Raw genomic sequence first — 17,572 nt, 5'->3', positions numbered from 1 at the left:
AATGCACCAGTGTCGCAAACGAACAGTCTTGATCGGCGCATTGTACGAATTGGCACATCAGACATCGCAAATCAGACACTTCGCACGCGGCGGATCCCCTGGAGATTTGGTAAACACCCAGCTCAGAAGCCATGCCCGGGCCCGGGCGGGCCCGGTCCGGCTCAGCCGCCGAGCACCGCCCGCATCACCGAGCGGGCGATCGGCGCGGCCAGGGCACCACCGCTGACGTCCGTCGCGTCACTGTCCGCGACCACCACCGCGACCGCGACCGGCGGCACCGCGTCCGAGCCGGCCGGCCTGGCCCAGGCGATGAACCAGGCGTACGGCGTCCCGCTGTTGTCCACACCGTGCTGGGCGGTGCCGGTCTTGCCGCCGACCACCGCCCCGGCGATCCGGGCGTTGCCGCCCGTACCGCTCTCCACCACGTCCGTCATCAGCTTCTGCAGCTGCCCGGCGACCGCCGGGGTGACGGCCCGCCGGTAGACGGCCGGCTTCATCAGCCGCACCACGGCGCCGTCGCTCCTCGTCAGCTTGTCCACAAGCTGTGGACGCATCACCGTGCCGCCGTTCGCCACCCCGGCCGCGACCATGGCCATCACCAGCGGCGTCGCGGCCGTGTCGAACTGCCCGATCGAGGAGAGCGCCAGCTGCGCCTGGTCCATCCGGGTGTCGAAGTTGGAGCGCGCCGGGCGCACCGGCATGTCCAGCTTCGGGTCGTTGAAGCCGAAGTTCCCGGCCATCGCCGCCATCGCGTCCAGCCCGGTCCGCACCCCGAGGTAGCCGAGCACGCTGTTGCAGCTGGCGGTCATCGCGGCGGACAGCGACTGGCCCGGCCGGTCGCAGGCCGCGGTGTCGTTCACCAGCGGCGTGCTGGTGCCGGGCAGCACGTACGGGAACGGCGCGGTGGTGGGCGCGGCCGGGTCGGTGACCACGCCGGCCGCGAGCGCGGCCGCCGCCGTGACCACCTTGAAGGTCGAGCCCGGCGGGTAGGTCTGGCGCAGCGCCCGGTTGAGCATCGGCTGGTCGGCGTCGGTCTGCAGCCGGTTCCAGGCCTCCTGGTCGGCGGAGGTGGAGCCGGCGAAGCCGCCCGGGTCGTAGGAGGGGGTGCTGGCCAGCGCCAGGATCCGGCCGGTGGCCGGCTCGATCGCCGCCACCGCGCCCTTCTGGCCGCCCAGCCCGCGCATCGCCGCCTCCTGGGCGGCCCGGTTCAACGTGGTGGACACGCTCCCGCCGGGGTTCTGCCGGCGCGAGACGGCGTCCCAGACCGCCCAGCCGGCCAGTCGCGGGTCGGTGCCGATCAGCAGGTCGTCCTCGGTGCCCTCCAGCTGGGTGGTTCCGTACGCCTGCGAGGCGAAGCCGGTGACGGCCGCGAACATCGGGCCGTCCGTGTAGCTGCGCTTGTAGGCGTACCGGCCCCGGGTCGGCACCGAGCCGGTCACCGCCTCGCCGCCGACCAGGATGTCCCCGCGCGGCCGGGCGTAGCGCTCGATGGTGAGCCGCTGGTTGGCGCCGTTGTGGTTCAGGCTCCGGGCCTCGAACACCTGTACCCGGGTGGCCTGCATGCACAGCGCCGCCACCAGCAGCAGGCAGAAGGTGCCGGCCCGCCGGCCGGTGACCGAGATCCCGGGCAGGCCCTGCGGGCCGTTCCCGCGCGGCTTGGTCCGCAGGGTCCACGGGGGCTGCTCGGGCCGCTCCGAACGCGAGGGCCGCTCGGGCTGGTCGGGCCGGTCGGGAGGCTCGGGGCGCGCCATCACACCGCCTCCGGCACCGAGCGCCGCCTGGCCTCGTCACTCATCCGCACCAGCAGCGCGACGATGATCCAGTTGGTGACCACCGAGGAACCGCCCTGGGCCACGAACGGCAGGGTCATCCCGGTCAGCGGGATCAGCGCGAGCACCCCGCCCGCCACCACGAACACCTGCAGGCCCACGATCGCCGCCAGCCCGATCGCCAGCAGCCGCCCGAACGGGTCGCGCAGCGCGATGCCCGTCCGGAAGCCCCGGGAGACCAGCAGCGCGTACAGCAGGAACACCGCGATCAGTCCGGTCAGGCCCAGTTCCTCGCCGAGCGTCGCGAGGATGAAGTCCGACTTGGCGGCGAAGCCGATCAGCACCGAGTGCCCGTTGCCCAGCCCGGTGCCCAGCTCGCCGCCCCAGGCGAAGGCGAACAGCGACTGGGCGATCTGGTTGGCGCCCCGGCCCGCCGCGATCGAGCCCAGCGGATCCAGCCAGTCCACCACCCGGCTGTGCACGTGCGGCGACAGCCAGCCCACCGTCACCGCGCCGACCGCCGCCAGCCCCAGCCCGATCGCGATCCAGCCGCTGCGCGCGGTCGCCACGTAGAGCATCACCACGAACAGGCCGAAGTACAGCAGGGACGTCCCCAGGTCGGTCTCCAGCACCAGCACCCCGACGAACGCCGCCCAGATCAGCAGCACCGGCCCCAGCACCCGCCCGCGCGGCAGCTGCCAGCGCCAGACCCGGCGGCCGGTGAGCGCCAGCGCGTCCCGGTGCACCGCCAGGTAGGCGGCGAAGAAGACGGCCAGCAGGACCTTGGCGAACTCCCCGGGCTGGAAGGACAGCGGCCCGACCACGATCCAGATCCGGGAGCCGTACACCGGCGGGAAGAAGATCGGCAGCACCAGCAGGACCAGCGCCGCCAGCGCCCCCAGGTACGCGTAGCGCCGCAGCCGCCGGTGGTCGCGCACGAGCAGCACCACCGCGATGAACAGCGCCACCCCCAGGCCCGACCAGAGCAGCTGGGCGGAGGCGGCCTCCCGGCCCGGCGTGGCCCGGTCCAGGCGGTGGATCGCCACCAGCCCGATCCCGTTGAGCAGCACCGCGATCGGCAGCAGCAGCGGGTCCGCGTACCGGGCCCACCGCCGGACGGCGAGCTGCGCCGCCAGCGCCAGCCCGCCGAGCGCGGCCCCGGCCCCGTAATCGATCTTTGGGGCGACGGCCGCGGGCACCGCGCCGTCAAGGTCGGCACCCACCTCCACGTAGCCGTACACGGCGGCCAGGACGGCCACCAGCACCAGCACGAGCTCGGTCGTGCGCCTGGGCGTCACCGGCCGGCTCGGCCGGGTGGCGGATCTCGACACGGCGGAGGGTGTCGCCATGGACCGTCCTTGGACCTGGGTCTCGGATCATCCCGACCGGGGCGGACGGCGCCCGCGCCCGGAATCGACACCCTAACCAGCGACGTCCGCCCCACCGCCCCTTGGTGACGGTGTGTCCGCCGGTGTCCCGATCAGCCCGGCCGCCGCCCCGCCAACGCCACCACCCCGCCGCCGGCCGCCACCAGCAGCACCACGGCGAACAGCAGCTCCGCCCACGGCACCGCGAGCCGCCCCGTCCGGGCCGCGGTCACCAGCGCGCTCACCGCCGCGTTGGCCGGCGAGCCCGGCACCACCAGCGCCGCCGCGGCCAGCCCCAGCGCCGCCAGGATGCCGTACGGCGCGCGGACCGGCAGCGGACGATCGGCCAGCGCCCCCGCCAGCACCCCCAGCAGCACGCAGACCACCGAGGTCGCCAGCCCGGCCGCCAGCGCCAGGCCGAGGCCCGGGTCCCGCCGCGCCCCCGGGTTCGCCACCGCCCCGCTGACCCACCACAGCGCCGCCACCTCGCCCACCGCCAGCACCAGGGCCGCCGTCAGCGCCGCCAGCAGCGCGCCCAGGTGCACCCGCACCGGGCCCGCCGCCGCGACCAGGCAGGCCCGGGAGGCCGGCGGCTCGGCGGTCAGCACCCCGCGCACGTACCAGGCGCTCACCGGCACCAGCAGCACCGCGCCGTAGCCGAGGCCGCCCAGCAGCGGGTCCCCCGCCGTCACCCCGATCACCAGCAGCAGCGCGAACGCCAGGAACGGCGGCAGCCACGCGTGCGAGCGCAGCAGCAGCTCCAGGTGGTACCGGGTCAGCGCACCGACCTGTCTCATCGCCCCTCCCCCTCCACCCGCCGCCGCACCGCCAGCACCCGGACGGCCGGGCGGCCGAGCAGCAGGCGGCGCAGCAGCGCGTCGGAGTGCGCGGCCGGCACCGCGAGCCGCACCGCCGTCCCCGGCAGCGCGGTCGCCCGCGGCGCGCCGGGCAGCGGTTCGGGCAGCGGCCGACCGTCCGGCACGTCCACCTCGATCTCCATCACCGCGCCGCCGGCGGCCTCCGGCACCGCCGCCTCCTCGTCGGCCGGGCTCAGTCCGCCGTCCGCGCCGACCCGGTACGCGGCACTGGTCAGCCCGGCCAGCCGGGCCGGGTCGTGGTCGACGAACAGCACCGCGCCGCCCGCCGCCGCCCGCTCGGCCGCCGCCTCGTCCAGCACCGCCCGGGCCTGCGGGTCCAGCCCGGTCCAGGCCTCGTCCAGCAGCAGCACCGGGGCCTCGGCGATCAGCGCCTGCGCCACCGCGACCTTCTGGCAGGTGCCTTTGGACAGCCGGCTCAGCGGGGTGCCCGAGCGGTCCGCGATGCCGAACCGCTCCAGCCACTCCCCGGCCCGCCGACGCGCCACCTCGGCCGCCAGCCCGTGCACCCGGCCCACCCGCAGCAGGTACCCGGCGGCGTCGAACGGCAGCGCGGGCGGGAAGCGTTCGGGTACGTACGCGGCCGCGGCGGGCCGCACCACCCGGCCGGCGCTCGGCCGCTCGATCCCGGCCACCAGGCGCAGCAGCGTCGACTTGCCGCTCCCGTTCGCCCCGGCGATCCGCACCAACTCCCCCGGCCCGACCGCGAGATCGACCCCGCGCAGGACCCACCGCCCGCCCCTCCCGTACCGCTTGCCGACCGCCGCCAGCTCCATCCGCGCCCCACCTCCGTCCAAATCGTTGTGAAGGCTATCCGGCGGACGTAAGGCCGGCGTGAACACCGAAACCTCGGCGCACACACCGGAGTTCATGCCGGGGCGCACGGGGGGCGCGATCCGGACTCGTTTGGCCTTGGCGAACTGATGCTCCCTAGGATCGGCCGGGTGAATACCGGACGACGACCGAAGACCAGGCTCGGCAGCCTGCTGGCCGCCCTGGCGATAACGGGCGCCTCGCTGCTCCTCGGCCTGCCCGCCCACGCGGACGAACCATCAGCAGGCGCCCCGCCCGCGCCCAAGGAAGCCCCCCGGGTGGACCTGATCCTGGACGTCAGCGGCTCCATGCGCACCCCCGACATCCAGGGCAAGAGCCGCATCTCGGTGGCCCAGCAGTCGCTGAACGAGGTGATCGACGGCCTGCCCGCGGAGACCGACTTCGGCATCCGCACCCTCGGCGCCACCTACCCCGGCGACGACAAGACCCTCGGCTGCCAGGACACCAAGCAGCTGTTCCCGGTCGGCAAGACCAACAAGGTCGAGGCCAAGACCGCGGTCGCCACCCTGCGCCCCACCGGCTGGACCCCGATCGGCCTGGCCCTGCGCGGTGCGGCCCAGGACCTGGGCAAGGGCGACGCCACCCGCCGGATCGTCCTGATCACCGACGGCGAGGACGACTGCGCCCCGCCGGACCCGTGCGACGTGGCCCGCGAACTCGCCTCCCAGGGCATCCACCTGGTGGTCGACACCCTCGGCCTGGCGCACGACGACAAGACCCGCGCCCAGCTGCTCTGCATCGCCAACGCCACCGGCGGCACCTACACCGACGTCCGCACCCCGCAGCAGCTCACCGACAAGGTGAAGCAGCTGATCGACCGCAGCGACGACACCTACACCGTCAACCCGGTGAAGACCTCCGGCACCGACAAGTGCGAGAGCGCCCCGGTGCTCACCCCCGGCGTCTACAGCGACCGCGAGAAGTTCTCCGAGCACCGCGTCTACAAGGTGCCGGTCAAGGCCGGCCAAGAGCTGCGCGCCTCGGTCAGCGTCTCGCTCGACCGCGCGGTGAACCGGGACTACGGCGTCCTGCTGCAGGCCACCAGCGCCACCGGCCAGGAGCTCGTCCGCGGCACCGACGCGGGCAGCACCCGCACCGACGTGGTCTCCAGCGGCCTGCGCTGGTCGACCGACGACTCCAAGGGCTACGTCACGGCGAGCCCGAGCTCCTCGTCGAAGGACTCGAAGGACAAGCCGGACACCACCGTCTGCCTGATCGTCAGCAACTCCGCGGCCCCGCAGGCCGGCGTGCACACCGACCCCGGCATGCCGGTGGAGCTGACCGTCGACCTGGCCGCCGCCTCGCCCTCCCCCGAGGGCGCCGCGATGGGCCTCGGCCGCGGCTGGATCCTGCTGCTCACCCTCACCCTGGCCGGCCTGGCCTTCGGCCTGGTCTCCGGCTGGATCGCGCGCTGGCGGATCGCCGTCTGGCGGGAGAACTGACCATGCGTACGACGTTCCGCGGCGCCCTCGCCGCCCTCGCCCTGCTGCCCGCCCTCGCCCTCGGCGCCCCGGCGGCCTCCGCCGCGCCGTCCCCCTCGGCGACCGCGAGCGGCACCCCGGCCCCGGCCACCAAGGCCGGCACCTCCTTCCTGACCGCGGTCAACCTGTCCCCGGGCCAGGACGCCAACGTCCCGGTCTCCACCGGCGACTACCTGTACTGGGCGTTCGGCGCCTCCGAGGGCCAGACCCCGACGGTCAAACTGACCGTCAACCTGGCCCCGGGCACCGACCGGCACGGCCCGCAGACCTGGACGGTCGAGGTCTTCGACGGGCTGCGCCGCCGCCAGGCCTGCACGGCCGGCACCCAGAACGCGACCGGCGACCAGAACGCCACCGCCCTGCAGCTCGACTGCACCCTGCGCGAGGTCCGCACCTGGGCCGAGCCGTGGTCCGGCGACCCGCTGCCCGGCACCTACTACGTGCGGTTGTCGGTCACCGACGCCCCGCAGCCCGACCTCGGCCTGGCCGGCTCCGTCCAGCTGCATGTCGCGGCCAAGGGGAACGCCGACAACGCCCAGCCGGAGGGCGGGGAGCTGAAGGCCCCGCTGGTCCCGCCGGTCGGCGGCGGCGCCTCCACCGCCAAGGCGGCGGCCCCGGTGGCCGAGGAGAAGCACTGGTACACCGGCTGGTTCTCCGGCTGGAACAGCCGCTGGTACTGGACGATCGGCGGCGGCTTCCTGGCCGCGCTGGCGGGCGTCCTGGGCTACCACCTGACCCGGCACCCGCGCGGCCACCGCCCGGCCCGCTACGGCGCCGTCCCGCCGCAGTCCGGCGCCCATCACCACCACGAGGGCTACGCCGAGCGCTGACCCCCGCCCGAGGCGCCGAGGGCCGACCGGAATCCCTTCCGGTCGGCCCTCGGGCTTTCACGACGCCTGCGCGGGCGTCAGCCGCGGAACAGGTTGTGCCCCACGTCCGAGGGCACCTCGTCCTGGACGGGCGTGCTGCCCGGCCCCGGCACGTGCTCCCCCGGCACCGGCTCGGTGCCCTCCCGGTGCAGCAGCACGACGCCGTCCTCGGCCCACAGCTGCCGGTACCCGTGCGCCAGCAGCAGTTCGATCCGCGCGGCCTGCTCCTTGTCCGTCTTGAACGGGAAGGAGCGCTTGTCCGAGCGGGTCAGCACGTACTCGCGCCCGCGCGGCGTGCCGTCCACCAGCACCACGTCCGCCCGCGCGGTCAGCCGCGGCGCGATCTGGTTGTCGGCCTCGACGGACGCGCCGTCCGGGATCAGCGCGGCGGCCCGCACCAGCGCGGCCTCGCTGGTCCTGGGCGTCCAGGAGGACGGCACCGCGAGCTGCGCCAGCCCGATCGGCACGGCGGCGGCCAGCGCGATCCCGGCCGCGGCCAGGCCCAGCCGCCGGGCCCGCCGGACGGTCCGCGCCGGCCGGTCGGCGGCGCTCAGCCGCCCCAGCACCTCGATCGTGGCGACCAGCAGGACCGGCCACAGCATCGAGTCGTAGTGCCGGGCGATCGACCAGTGGTTGGGGTTGCTGGAGAGGATCCGCTCGGCCAGCAGCGGCACCAGGCACAGCACGGTGGCCGAGCGCAGCGGCAGCAGCAGCAGGGTGCCGAACAGCCAGAGCAGCAGCAGCGGCTTGAGCGGCTGGTCGAAGGCGGTCCGCAGCAGCAGGAACGGGTCGTGCAGCAGGTGCCGCACCGCGTCGCCGCCGTCCGCGCCGAGCGCCTTGTAGTTCCAGTAGTAGCCCGGCTGGCCGCCCATCGCCGGGATCAGCCAGGTGATCGCGACGGCCGAGGCGACCGGCCCGCCGAGCAGCAGCCCGAGCCCGGTGTACCGGCCCGTACGGTCGCCGGTGCGGCGGGTGCGCAGCAGCAGCACCAGCCCGTACGCGCCGGCCAGCAGGCCGAGGTCCTCCTTGGTGCCGCACAGCAGCAGGGCCGCGAGCACCACGGTGCCGTACCGGCGGGCGAGCCCGCGCTCCAGCATCAGCAGGATCAGCGGGACGGCGAAGGCCACCTCGTGGAAGCCGACCCGGGCGGCGACCAGCAGCGGCCAGCCGAGCGCGTACACCAGGGCGGCCAGGTCGGCGGCGCGGCGGGCGGTGCGCGGCTCGGCGGCGGCGAAGGCGTGCGCGGTGATCCGCCGGATCAGCGGCACGCCGGCGGCGAACAGCAGCGACTGGCCGATGATCAGCGAGCGCGGGTCGTCCCAGATCCAGTACAGCGGCGCGAGCAGCGCCAGGACGGGCGAGAAGTGGTCGCCGAGCAGCGAGAAGCCGGGCGGGAACTCGTGGTGGAAGCTCTTCAGGGTGGAGACGGGCAGCCCGAAGTGGGCGTAGCCGCGCACGCCCTGGTCGAAGATGCCGAGGTCGAAGCCGCCGAGGCCGACCGAGGTCCAGCCCTGCAGGCCGACCGCGCACATGACGGCGAAGCACAGGGCGGTCAGCAGCGCGGTGCGCCGGCCCGGGGTGAGGGCGGCGGCGAGGGAGCGTGCCCGGCCGGGCGCTTCGGCGGCGCGCGAGGGCGCGGCGGTTCGGGTCTCGGTGGTCACGTCAGGTCTGCTTCGTCAGGTCCGCGGTCAGGTCTGTTTGGTCAGCGCGGGGTCGTGGTCGAGGGCGGAGACGGGCAGCGCCCAGGCGCCGTCCTCGGCGGCCCTGCGCCGCACCCGGTACAGCCGCAGGCCGACCGCCACCAGCACGGCGATGCCCATCGGCGGGTAGATCGAGCCGGGCAGCTGCCAGTACCAGGCGACCCCGCGGCCCCAGCGGTGCGGCACCGTCCACATGACGTGCGAGAGGAACACGGCCAGCGTCACGCCGAGCAGCACCCGCCGGCCGACCGTCCTGGCCTCGGCGGCCAGCAGGGCGAGCAGCGGCAGGCACCAGACCCAGTGGTGGGTCCAGCTGATCGGCGAGACCAGCAGCGCGGTGAGCGCGGTGCACACGGCGCCCCAGGCGTCGGCGCGGCGCAGCACCCGGGTGGAGCGCCCGGCCAGCACGGCCACCGCGATGCCGAGCGAGGCCACCAGTGCGGAGGCCACCAGCCCGACCAGGCCCGGGTCGTTGACGTCGAGCAGCCGGCAGACGGCCCCGCGCAGCGACTGGTTGTCCACCAGGACGGTGACGCCGACCCGGCTCGGGTCCCACAGGTACGTCGTCCAGAAGCCGTACGAGGCGTCGGGCAGCGCGGCCCAGCCGATCAGGCCGGCCGCCAGGAAGGTGGCGCCGGAGACCAGCGCGGCCCGGATCCGCCCGGTCAGCAGCAGGTAGACGGCGAACAGGCCGGGGGTGATCTTGATCGCGGTGGCCAGGCCGATGCCCACGCCCTTGAGCGGGGAGCGGTCGGAGCGGGTGAGGTCCCACAGCACCAGGCAGAGGATGGCGAGGTTGACCTGGCCGTACTGGAAGGTCGTGAAGACCGGCTCCAGCCAGATGCCGAGGCCGGTGGCGGCCAGCACGGCGGCCGGGCGGTTCCGCCGGGCCGGCCAGCCGGCGAGCCGGAAGGACAGGTACGCCGCCAGGGCGAGCAGCGCGTAGTTGCCGAGCATCACCAGGACGCGCAGGGTGCTCACGTCGAACCAGGTGCTCGGCACGAACAGCATCGCCGCGAACGGCGGGTAGGTGGCCGGCAGGTCCCAGCCGGGCAGCCGCATCGCGTAGAGGTCCTCGCCGTTCACCACGGCCTGGCCCTCGGCCCGGTAGACGAGCATGTCGACCATGGTCGCCCCGTGCTGGTGCCGCACCAGGGTGAACACCGCGAGCGACACCGCCGCGAACACGGCCGCCGCGACGGTCCAGGTCTTCGATCTCCCGGTCACCGGTGCCCCGCCGGGCCGATCGGACGCCGCGCGCCGCGACCACCGTGAAAGACCGAACTCGCGCACCGCGATGGCACCCCGTTGAGATAGACCAGATCGTCCGCCGTCACCGTCTGGGCCCACCCACCATAACCGACCCCCCTGAAGCCCAGGCCGCGTCAGAAACGCACCCCTGACACGGATGTGACCTCGAACACAGGGGCCGCCGGGCTCCTCTCCCGGACTCCCGAACCGGGCCGGACCCCCACTCGGCCCGGGAAACGCGAAATCCCGCCGGGAGTTGCCTCCCGGCGGGATTTCGTCGACCGGTCGAACCGGCCGTTGGGTGGAGCTGAGGGGATTCGAACCCCTGACCCCCTCGATGCGAACGAGGTGCGCTACCGGACTGCGCCACAGCCCCAACGAGAAGAAACTCTAGCACCTTTCGGAGGGGGTCCGTGACCACCCCCCGGTCGGGGTGGCCGCGGACCTCATTCGTTGGCGGCGCGGGGGCGGGACTCGGGGGCCGGGGCCTCCGCGTACTGGTCGAACAGCGGGGTGGTGCGGGGCTCGGTCGGTCGCCCGGCGGTCCAGGTGCCGGGGGCCGACAGGTCGAGGTTGCGGGAGACCCGGGGGGCGACCGGCGCGGTGACGTAGGTCGGCAGCGGGACGGGCACCGGCTCCCAGGAGTCCGGGCCGGCCGCACCGCGCTCGCGCATGCCGTCGACCCACTCCTCGTGCTCGGTCGCCTCGGCCACCGCGGACGCGGAGCCGGCCGACGCGGCGGCCTGCTCCGGGTCGACGGCCAGCCGCAGGTGCGGTCGCCGCGCGGCCCGCTCCGCGACGGGCGGCGCGGGCGCGTCCGGCGCCACCGGGGCGGCCGGGACGGTGGCCACCTCGACGTGCGACGGCCCGGCCGGGGCGGCCCCGGCGGCCTCCGCCCGCTGCTGCTCGCGTTTGCGCAGTCGCTCGGCCGCCTGGGCGGCCCGGGCGCGGTCCAGCTTCACCTCGTACCGCTGGCGCTCCAGCCGGCGCAGGTGGCCGATGTAGCCGGTGAGGAGGGCCGCCGGGACGGCCGGGACCCAGAGGAAGGCCAGTCCGGCCACCGCGGCGACCACGGCGCCGAGCGCGAAGGCGAGGAAGAGGACGGTGACCATCCGGCGGCGGCGGGCCAGCAGCCGCGCCCGCCGCTCCACCCCGTCCTGCCGCACCGCGGCCGAAGCCGGGGTCGGGGCCGGGGCCGCCGACGGCGCCGGGGCGGACCGCTCCGCGGGAGGTTCGGGCTCCCGCGCCGCGGGGCCGCCGGGGGCGGCCTCGTCCCGTTCGGGAGGGCCGTCGCTGGTGTGCTCGTCGTCACGCGGTTCGTCGCCCAGGGCCCGGGCTGCCCGTCGCTCCAGCGCCGAACGCCCGGCCAGCAGGCGGATGGCGGTGCTGAAGCGTTCCGTCGGGCGCGCCTCGTTGAGTTCGTCCTGCCTGCGGAGCCACATCGGCACCAGATAGGCGGCCCAGGCCCCTACGATGACGGCGTAGATAAGGCCGCTACTGCTCACGATTCACACCGTACGGGCGCCGGGGAAGGCCTGGCAGCAATTTGACGCGGCGTGTCGTGTGATCAAGCTGATTCTCCGACTATTTTGCCGGTATTTGTGCCGGTCCGGTGGGGCAGCGATGCCATATCGATATTTCTTTCGAACATATATTCAATTACCCGGCCAGTGGCCGGAACTGAGAGCCCGCCGACGTTCCAGCATCCCCTCCGGAACCTCCTCGGCGGTCAGCGCGTAGACCAGGTGGTCCCGCCAGTCGCCGTCGATGTGGAGATAGCGCGGGCGGATTCCCTCCGAGCGGAAGCCGAGCTTTTCCACCACCCGCCGGCTCGGGCGGTTCTCCGGGCGGATGCAGACCTCGATCCGGTGCAGCCCGAGGGTCTGGAAACAGTGGTCCACGGAAAGCGCGACGGCGGTCGGCATGATGCCCTGGCCGGCCACCGCCTCGTCGATCCAGTAGCCGATGTTCGCCGCGCACATCGAGCCCCAGGTGATCCCGCCGACCGTCAACTGGCCCACCATGCGGCCCTTGTGGACCACCACGAAGGGCAGCATCCGCCCGTGCGCGGCCTCGCCGCGCAGGAAGCGGACCATCTGCCGGTAGGTCGGGCGCGGGGCCGAGGCCTGGCCGGCCGGGCCCGGCGGGACGGTGGCCTCCCAGGGCTGCAGCCAGTCCCGGTTGCGGCGGCTCACCTCCTGCCACTCGCGCTGGTCGCGGCCCCGGATCGGGCGCAGCACGACCTCCCCCTCGTGGAGTTCTACCGGCCAGCCGGCGTTCAGTGCGCTCTCCCGGAAGCTGGTGCGTCAGGCCGGGGGTGGTCCCCGCCGCGGAGCTGGTCCACGGCGTGGGCGAGCAGCGGCTCCAGGACGGCCAGGCCGTCCCTGACGCCGCCGGTCGACCCCGGCAGGTTGACGATCAGGGTACGTCCGGCGAGCCCGGAGAGCCCGCGGGAGAGCGCCGAGGTCGGCACCTTCTCACGGCCGTACGCGCGGATCGCCTCGGCGATGCCGGGGACCGGCCGGTCGATCACCCGGGCGGTCATCTCGGGGGTGAGGTCCATCGGGGAGATGCCGGTGCCGCCGGTGGTCAGCACGACGTCGTAGCCGGCCGCGACGGCCTCGCGCAGCACCGCCTCGACCGGCTCGCCGTCCGGGACGACCCGGGGGCCGTCCGCGGTGAAGCCCATCGCGGTCAGGCCGGCCACCAGCAGCGGGCCGCCCTTGTCCTCGTACACCCCGGCCGAGGCGCGGTTGGAGACGGTCACCGCCAGGGCCCGCATGCCCGGCGCCGTCACGCCTCCACCTCCGGCGCGAACCAGTCTCCGCTCTTGCCGCCGGTCTTGCTGAGCACCCGGACGGACTCGATCGCCGCGCCCTTGTCCACGGCCTTGACCATGTCGATGACGGTCAGCGCGGCGACCGTCACCGAGGTCAGCGCCTCCATCTCGACGCCGGTGCGGTCGGCCGTCTTCACGGTGGCGGTGATCTCGACCGCGTCGTCCGCGACGGCCAGGTCGACCTTGACGCCGGAGACCGCGATCGGGTGGCAGAGCGGGATCAGGTCCGGGGTCCTCTTGGCGCCCATGATCCCGGCGATCCGGGCCACCGCGAGGGCGTCGCCCTTGGGCATGCCCTCGCCGCGGAGCAGCTCGACCACCTTCGGGGAGACCCGGACACGCCCGGCCGCGACGGCGGTGCGCGCGGTCGTGGCCTTCTCGGAGACGTCGACCATCCGGGCCGCGCCCTGCTCGTCGACGTGGGTCAGGCGGTCGCCGGGGGGAGGTGTCGTCACGGGTAACTCCAGGGGCGCACGGGTCGAATACCGCGCTACCGTACCGCTCCGGCGGGCGCCCGCTCGCCTCCGGGCGCGCCCGGCCCCGAGCCCGGGCGGGGCGCCGCCGGGCTCAGGAGTCCAGCAGCACCACGTCGACCGTGCTGCCGGCCGGCAGCACGGTGACGTCCTCGGGGACGGTGATCAGGCAGTCGGCCCGGGCCAGGGCGCCGACCAGGTGGGAGTCGGAGCCGCCGACCGGCTCGACGGTGCCGTCCGCCGCCGAGTAGCGGCCGCGCAGGAACTGCCGGCGCCCGGCCGGGGAGCGCAGCGCGGACGGGCAGAGCGCGCGCACCACCGGGCGGTGGACGTCGGCCGCGCCGAGCATGGTGCGGATGACCGGGCGGACGAACAGCTCGAAGGAGATGTAGGCGCTCACCGGGTTGCCGGGCAGGGCGAGCAGCGGCACCCCGCTCCGGCCGCCGATCCGGCCGAAGCCCTGCGGCTTGCCGGGCTGCATCCGGAGCTTGCGGAAGTCCACCCTGCCGTAGTCCTCGAAGACCTCCTTGACGACGTCGTACGCGCCGACGCTGACGCCGCCGCTGGTGACGATCAGGTCGGCCCGGCCGAGCTGCTCCTCCAGGACGGCGCGCAGCCGCTCGGCGTCGTCCGGGACGGCGCCGACCCGGAAGGCGATGGCGCCGGCGGCCTGGGCGGCCGCGGTGAGGGTGAAGCTGTTGGAGTCGGCGATCTGCCCGGGCCCGACCGGCTCGCCGGGCTGGACCAGCTCGCTGCCGGTGGAGAGCACCACGACGCGGGGGCGCGGGCGGACCTTGACGGTGGCCCGGCCGATCGCGGCGAGCAGGCCGAGCTGGGTGGGGCCGAGCCGGGTGCCGGCGGTCAGGACGGTCGTGCCGGCCGCGACGTCGCTGCCCCGGCGGCGGATGTGCGCGCCCTCGGCGACCGGGCGCAGCACCCGGACCTCCTCGCCCGCGACGGGCGCGGCCATCGCGGCGGCGGCCACGCCGGTGCCGGTGCCGCCGTCCGTCCACTCGACCGGGGCGACGGCCTGGGCGCCGGGCGGGAGGGGGGCGCCGGTCATGATCCGGGCGGCCTGCCCGGGCCCGACCTTGGGCAGCTCGTCCGCGCCGGCGGCGATGTCGCCGACCACGGAGAGCACCGAGGGGTAGGTGTCGGTGGCGCCGTCGGTGTCGGCGGTGCGGAGGGCGTAGCCGTCCATCGAGCTGTTGTCGAAGGGCGGCAGGTCGCCGGCCGCGAGGACGTTCTCCTCCAGCCGGCAGCCCTGGGCGTCGAGCAGCTGGAGCTCGATCGCGGGCAGCGGGCCGACCGCGGCCAGCACGTCGGTGAGGTGCTCGTCGACCGTCCAGAGGCGAGGAGCCGCCGGTGCCCGGTCCGCGGACCCGTCACAGCAGGCTGCGTCGGTGCTGGTGTGCTCCGTGGACCCGGTCATCGGCGGCTCGCTCTCTGTCTGTCGGGGTGTCAGTCCTGCAGCTCGGTGGCGACGAACCCGCGCAGCCAGGAGCGGAACTCCGGGCCCAGGTCCTCGCGCTCGGCGGCGAGCCGGACGATGGCGCGCAGGTAGTCGGCGCGGTCGCCGGTGTCGTAGCGGCGGCCCTTGAAGAGGACGCCGTGGACCTTGCCGCCCTCGGCCTGGTCGCGGGTGGTCAGCTCGCGCAGGGCGTCGGTGAGCTGGATCTCGCCGCCGCGGCCGGGCTTGGTCTCGCGCAGCACGTCGAAGACCAGCGGGTCCAGGACGTAGCGGCCGATGACGGCGTAGTTGGAGGGGGCCTCGCCCGGCTCGGGCTTCTCGACCAGGTCGGTGACCTCGAAGACGTCGTCGCCGAAGCCGTTGGCCTTGACGGCGGCGCAGCCGTAGAGGTGGATCTGGGAGGGGTCGACCTCCATGAGGGCGACGACCGAGCCGCCGAACTCCTGCTGCACCTCGATCATGCGGGCCAGCAGCGGGTCGCGGGGGTCGATCAGGTCGTCGCCGAGCAGGACGGCGAAGGGCTGGCCGGCGACGTGCTGCTCGGCGACCGAGACGGCGTGGCCGAGGCCCTTCGGGTCGCCCTGGCGGACGTAGTGCATGTTGGCCAGCTCGACGGACTCGCGGACCCGGCGCAGGCGGTCCTCGTCGCCCTTGCGGGCGAGCAGCTCCTCAAGCTCGTAGGCACGGTCGAAGTGGTCCTCCAGCGCGCGCTTGTTGCGGCCGGTGACCATGAGTATGTCGGACAGGCCCGCGGCGGAGGCCTCCTCGACGACGTACTGGATGGCCGGCTTGTCGACGACCGGGAGCATCTCCTTCGGGGTGGCCTTGGTCGCCGGGAGGAAACGGGTGCCCAGTCCGGCCGCGGGTACCACGGCCTTGGTGACCGGAATTCGGGAGTTGCTCGTCGTCATGCGTTTACCTTACTCAGGCACGTTTTTGCCCGGCCGAGCACGGTCGGTCCCTGCTCAGGACAGCAGGTCGCGGGGCCCGGCAACGGTGGCAGGCGAATGGAAGGTGACCGGCTGGGCGAGGGGGTCCCGTCCGGCACAGGCCGACAGACTACCCGCCTTTTCCGAACGGTCACGTTCGGCAGTCGGCCCGTCCTCCGTACCGGAAATGACCGGTTCGCGCGGCTCGGCGGCGGGGGGCGCCGCACCGGCCCCGGAGGAGGTCCGCCAGCAGTCGCCGCCGGCCGCCCGGGCCTCGGCGAGCGCCCGGTCGGCGGCGCGCAGCAGGACGGCGGCGTGACCGCCGTCCTCGGGCAGCACGGCGATGCCGACCGCGGCGGTCAGGCCGTTGCCGTGCGCGGCGCGGGGCTCGCGCGGGCCGGAGGACCAGTCCAGCAGCAGGTGCCGGCGCACCGACCAGACCAGCCGCTCGGCGACCTGCGCGGCGCCCTCGGCGCCGGTGTCCGGCAGTACCACCAGGAACTCCTCGCCGTTGTAGCGGCCCAGGGTGTCGGACCGGCGGATCTCCATCGCGAGCCGCTGGGCGAGGTCGCGCAGCACGGCGCCGGACCGGGCCCGGCCGTGCTCGGCGACGACGGCCCCGAAGCCGGCGATCTCCAGCAGCAGCACGGCGAGCGGGCGCGGCCCCTCGGCCTGCTCGCTGTGCTCGGCCCGGCGGGCGCGCTCGATCTCGCGGTCGAGGGTGAGCTGCAGGTGGCGGTAGTTCCACACCCCGGTGAGCGGGTCGCAGGACGCGGTGCGCTCCAGCTCGGAGCAGCGGGCCTCCAGTTCGGCGATCCGCTCGCGCTGGCTCCGCTGCCGGGCGGCGGCCTCGGCGGTGCCCCTGCGCAGGCGCAGGCCGAGCACGGCGGTGCCGGCCAGGGCGGGGGCGCTCAGCGCGGCCAGTGCCTGGACCAGCAGCGGGGTGGACAATCGCGGCGCCCTTTCACATGTCAGGCTCTGCGGACGTGGAGGATCCGATGCACAACGACAAGAACGCCCTGAGGACACGGCTGCTCGCCGAACGCCGGGCGCTGGGCGAAAGGGAACGGGCCGCGGCGGCGCTCGCGCTGGCCGGGCACGCCGGGGAGCTGGCCGGGCCGGGCGCGACGGTGGCCGCGTACGTCTCGGTGGGCGCGGAGCCGGGGACGCGGCCACTGCTGGACGCGCTGCGCTCGCGCGGGGCGCGGGTGCTGCTGCCCGTCCTGCTGCCGGACAACGACCTGGACTGGGCCGAGTACGACGGGCCCGGGTCACTCGCCCCGGCCGGGCGCGGGCTGCTGGAGCCGGTCGGGCCGCGGCTGGGGCCGGCGGCGGTGACGCAGGCCTCGGTGGTACTGCTGCCGGGCCTGGCGGTGGACGGGCGCGGGCTGCGGCTGGGGCGCGGCGGCGGCAGCTACGACCGGGTGCTGGCCCGGCTGGAGCGGTCCGGCGCGCACCCGGTGCTGGCGGTGCTGCTGTACGGGCACGAGCTGCTGGAGCGGGTGCCGGCCGAGCCGCACGACCTGCCGGTGGACCTGGCGGTCACGCCGTCCGGGGTGCACCGGCTGGGCTGAGCGGCTCTCGGAACGGCGGCGGGCCCCCCCCCCGGGGGGGGGGGGGGCGCCCGCCCGCCCCGGGGGGGGGGCCCGGGGGGGGGCCCCCCGTGTGGGTGGTGGGCGTCTCGTCCCCGGGCCGGGGGTTCGCCCCCGGCCGC

Annotated in this window: 16 protein-coding genes and 1 tRNA gene; 3 read left to right on the top strand and 14 right to left on the bottom strand. The window is 75.0% G+C overall.

Features of this window, described 5'->3' with window-relative positions; translation table 11 throughout:
* Positions 1–161: 161 nt before the first annotated feature.
* The 4 genes from ACPC54_RS11475 to ACPC54_RS11460 form a co-directional block, all read right to left on the bottom strand.
* Positions 162–1,562 (bottom strand): penicillin-binding transpeptidase domain-containing protein, encoded by a 1,401-nt coding sequence (locus ACPC54_RS11475; protein ID WP_498963848.1) that lies wholly within the window; start codon positions 1,560–1,562, stop codon positions 162–164.
* Positions 1,563–1,750: 188 nt separating this feature from the next.
* On the bottom strand, positions 1,751–3,118 hold the full coding sequence (locus tag ACPC54_RS11470) for an FtsW/RodA/SpoVE family cell cycle protein (RefSeq protein ID WP_498963733.1): 1,368 nt from the start codon (positions 3,116–3,118) through the stop codon (positions 1,751–1,753).
* Between the two features lie 131 nt (positions 3,119–3,249).
* Positions 3,250–3,933, bottom strand: a complete 684-nt coding sequence (locus tag ACPC54_RS11465; protein ID WP_498963731.1) for an ABC transporter — start codon at positions 3,931–3,933, stop codon at positions 3,250–3,252.
* On the bottom strand, positions 3,930–4,787 hold the full coding sequence (locus ACPC54_RS11460; protein WP_498963729.1) for an ATP-binding cassette domain-containing protein: 858 nt from the start codon (positions 4,785–4,787) through the stop codon (positions 3,930–3,932). Before ACPC54_RS11460 ends, ACPC54_RS11465 begins: the two co-directional genes overlap by 4 nt.
* Before the next feature lie 168 nt (positions 4,788–4,955).
* Here ACPC54_RS11460 and ACPC54_RS11455 point away from each other — a divergent pair, with 168 nt between their 5' ends.
* Together ACPC54_RS11455 and ACPC54_RS11450 are read left to right on the top strand one after the other, a co-directional pair.
* The gene (locus tag ACPC54_RS11455) at positions 4,956–6,287 is read left to right on the top strand and encodes a VWA domain-containing protein (protein ID WP_498963727.1); all 1,332 of its coding nucleotides are present in this window, start codon (positions 4,956–4,958) and stop codon (positions 6,285–6,287) included.
* A 2-nt stretch (positions 6,288–6,289) separates the two neighbouring features.
* Positions 6,290–7,156: a peptidase gene (locus tag ACPC54_RS11450; protein WP_498963725.1), complete on the top strand. Its 867-nt coding sequence runs from the start codon at positions 6,290–6,292 to the stop codon at positions 7,154–7,156.
* A gap of 77 nt (positions 7,157–7,233) precedes the next feature.
* Here ACPC54_RS11450 and ACPC54_RS11445 read toward each other — a convergent pair whose 3' ends face one another.
* The 10 genes from ACPC54_RS11445 to ACPC54_RS11400 all read right to left on the bottom strand — a co-directional run bounded on the left by ACPC54_RS11445 (position 7,234) and on the right by ACPC54_RS11400 (position 16,809).
* Complete coding sequence (locus ACPC54_RS11445) at positions 7,234–8,856, bottom strand: DUF2079 domain-containing protein (protein WP_498963723.1); 1,623 nt, start codon at positions 8,854–8,856, stop codon at positions 7,234–7,236.
* A gap of 27 nt (positions 8,857–8,883) precedes the next feature.
* Complete coding sequence (locus ACPC54_RS11440; RefSeq protein WP_498963721.1) at positions 8,884–10,122, bottom strand: glycosyltransferase 87 family protein; 1,239 nt, start codon at positions 10,120–10,122, stop codon at positions 8,884–8,886.
* Positions 10,123–10,448: 326 nt separating this feature from the next.
* A tRNA-Ala gene (locus ACPC54_RS11435) sits at positions 10,449–10,522 on the bottom strand.
* A 70-nt stretch (positions 10,523–10,592) separates the two neighbouring features.
* Positions 10,593–11,651, bottom strand: coding sequence for a divisome protein SepX/GlpR (gene sepX / locus ACPC54_RS11430; RefSeq protein WP_498963719.1), 1,059 nt, complete (start codon positions 11,649–11,651; stop codon positions 10,593–10,595).
* Between the two features lie 150 nt (positions 11,652–11,801).
* The gene (locus tag ACPC54_RS11425) at positions 11,802–12,386 is read right to left on the bottom strand and encodes a GNAT family N-acetyltransferase (RefSeq protein WP_498963717.1); all 585 of its coding nucleotides are present in this window, start codon (positions 12,384–12,386) and stop codon (positions 11,802–11,804) included.
* Between the two features lie 38 nt (positions 12,387–12,424).
* Positions 12,425–12,928 carry a MogA/MoaB family molybdenum cofactor biosynthesis protein gene (locus ACPC54_RS11420; RefSeq protein ID WP_498963846.1) on the bottom strand — a complete coding sequence of 168 codons (504 nt, stop codon included), beginning with the start codon at positions 12,926–12,928 and terminating at the stop codon, positions 12,425–12,427.
* A gap of 11 nt (positions 12,929–12,939) precedes the next feature.
* Positions 12,940–13,440, bottom strand: a complete 501-nt coding sequence (gene moaC / locus ACPC54_RS11415) for a cyclic pyranopterin monophosphate synthase MoaC (protein WP_498963715.1) — start codon at positions 13,438–13,440, stop codon at positions 12,940–12,942.
* A 112-nt stretch (positions 13,441–13,552) separates the two neighbouring features.
* Complete coding sequence (glp, locus tag ACPC54_RS11410) at positions 13,553–14,890, bottom strand: molybdotransferase-like divisome protein Glp (RefSeq protein ID WP_498963713.1); 1,338 nt, start codon at positions 14,888–14,890, stop codon at positions 13,553–13,555.
* A 29-nt stretch (positions 14,891–14,919) separates the two neighbouring features.
* Positions 14,920–15,840: a UTP--glucose-1-phosphate uridylyltransferase GalU gene (galU, locus tag ACPC54_RS11405; RefSeq protein WP_498963711.1), complete on the bottom strand. Its 921-nt coding sequence runs from the start codon at positions 15,838–15,840 to the stop codon at positions 14,920–14,922.
* Between the two features lie 54 nt (positions 15,841–15,894).
* Positions 15,895–16,809: a GGDEF domain-containing protein gene (locus ACPC54_RS11400; RefSeq protein WP_498963709.1), complete on the bottom strand. Its 915-nt coding sequence runs from the start codon at positions 16,807–16,809 to the stop codon at positions 15,895–15,897.
* A gap of 47 nt (positions 16,810–16,856) precedes the next feature.
* Between ACPC54_RS11400 and ACPC54_RS11395 the strand changes: the two genes are divergently transcribed.
* On the top strand, positions 16,857–17,432 hold the full coding sequence (locus ACPC54_RS11395) for a 5-formyltetrahydrofolate cyclo-ligase (RefSeq protein WP_498963707.1): 576 nt from the start codon (positions 16,857–16,859) through the stop codon (positions 17,430–17,432).
* Positions 17,433–17,572: the final 140 nt, after the last annotated feature.

Source organism: Kitasatospora sp. NPDC094028, assembly GCF_049543595.1.
In the GTDB taxonomy this organism is placed as follows: Bacteria; Actinomycetota; Actinomycetes; order Streptomycetales; family Streptomycetaceae; genus Kitasatospora.
Note: the sequence above shows the minus strand (reverse complement) of the source record. Positions and strands in the feature narration are given on the sequence as shown.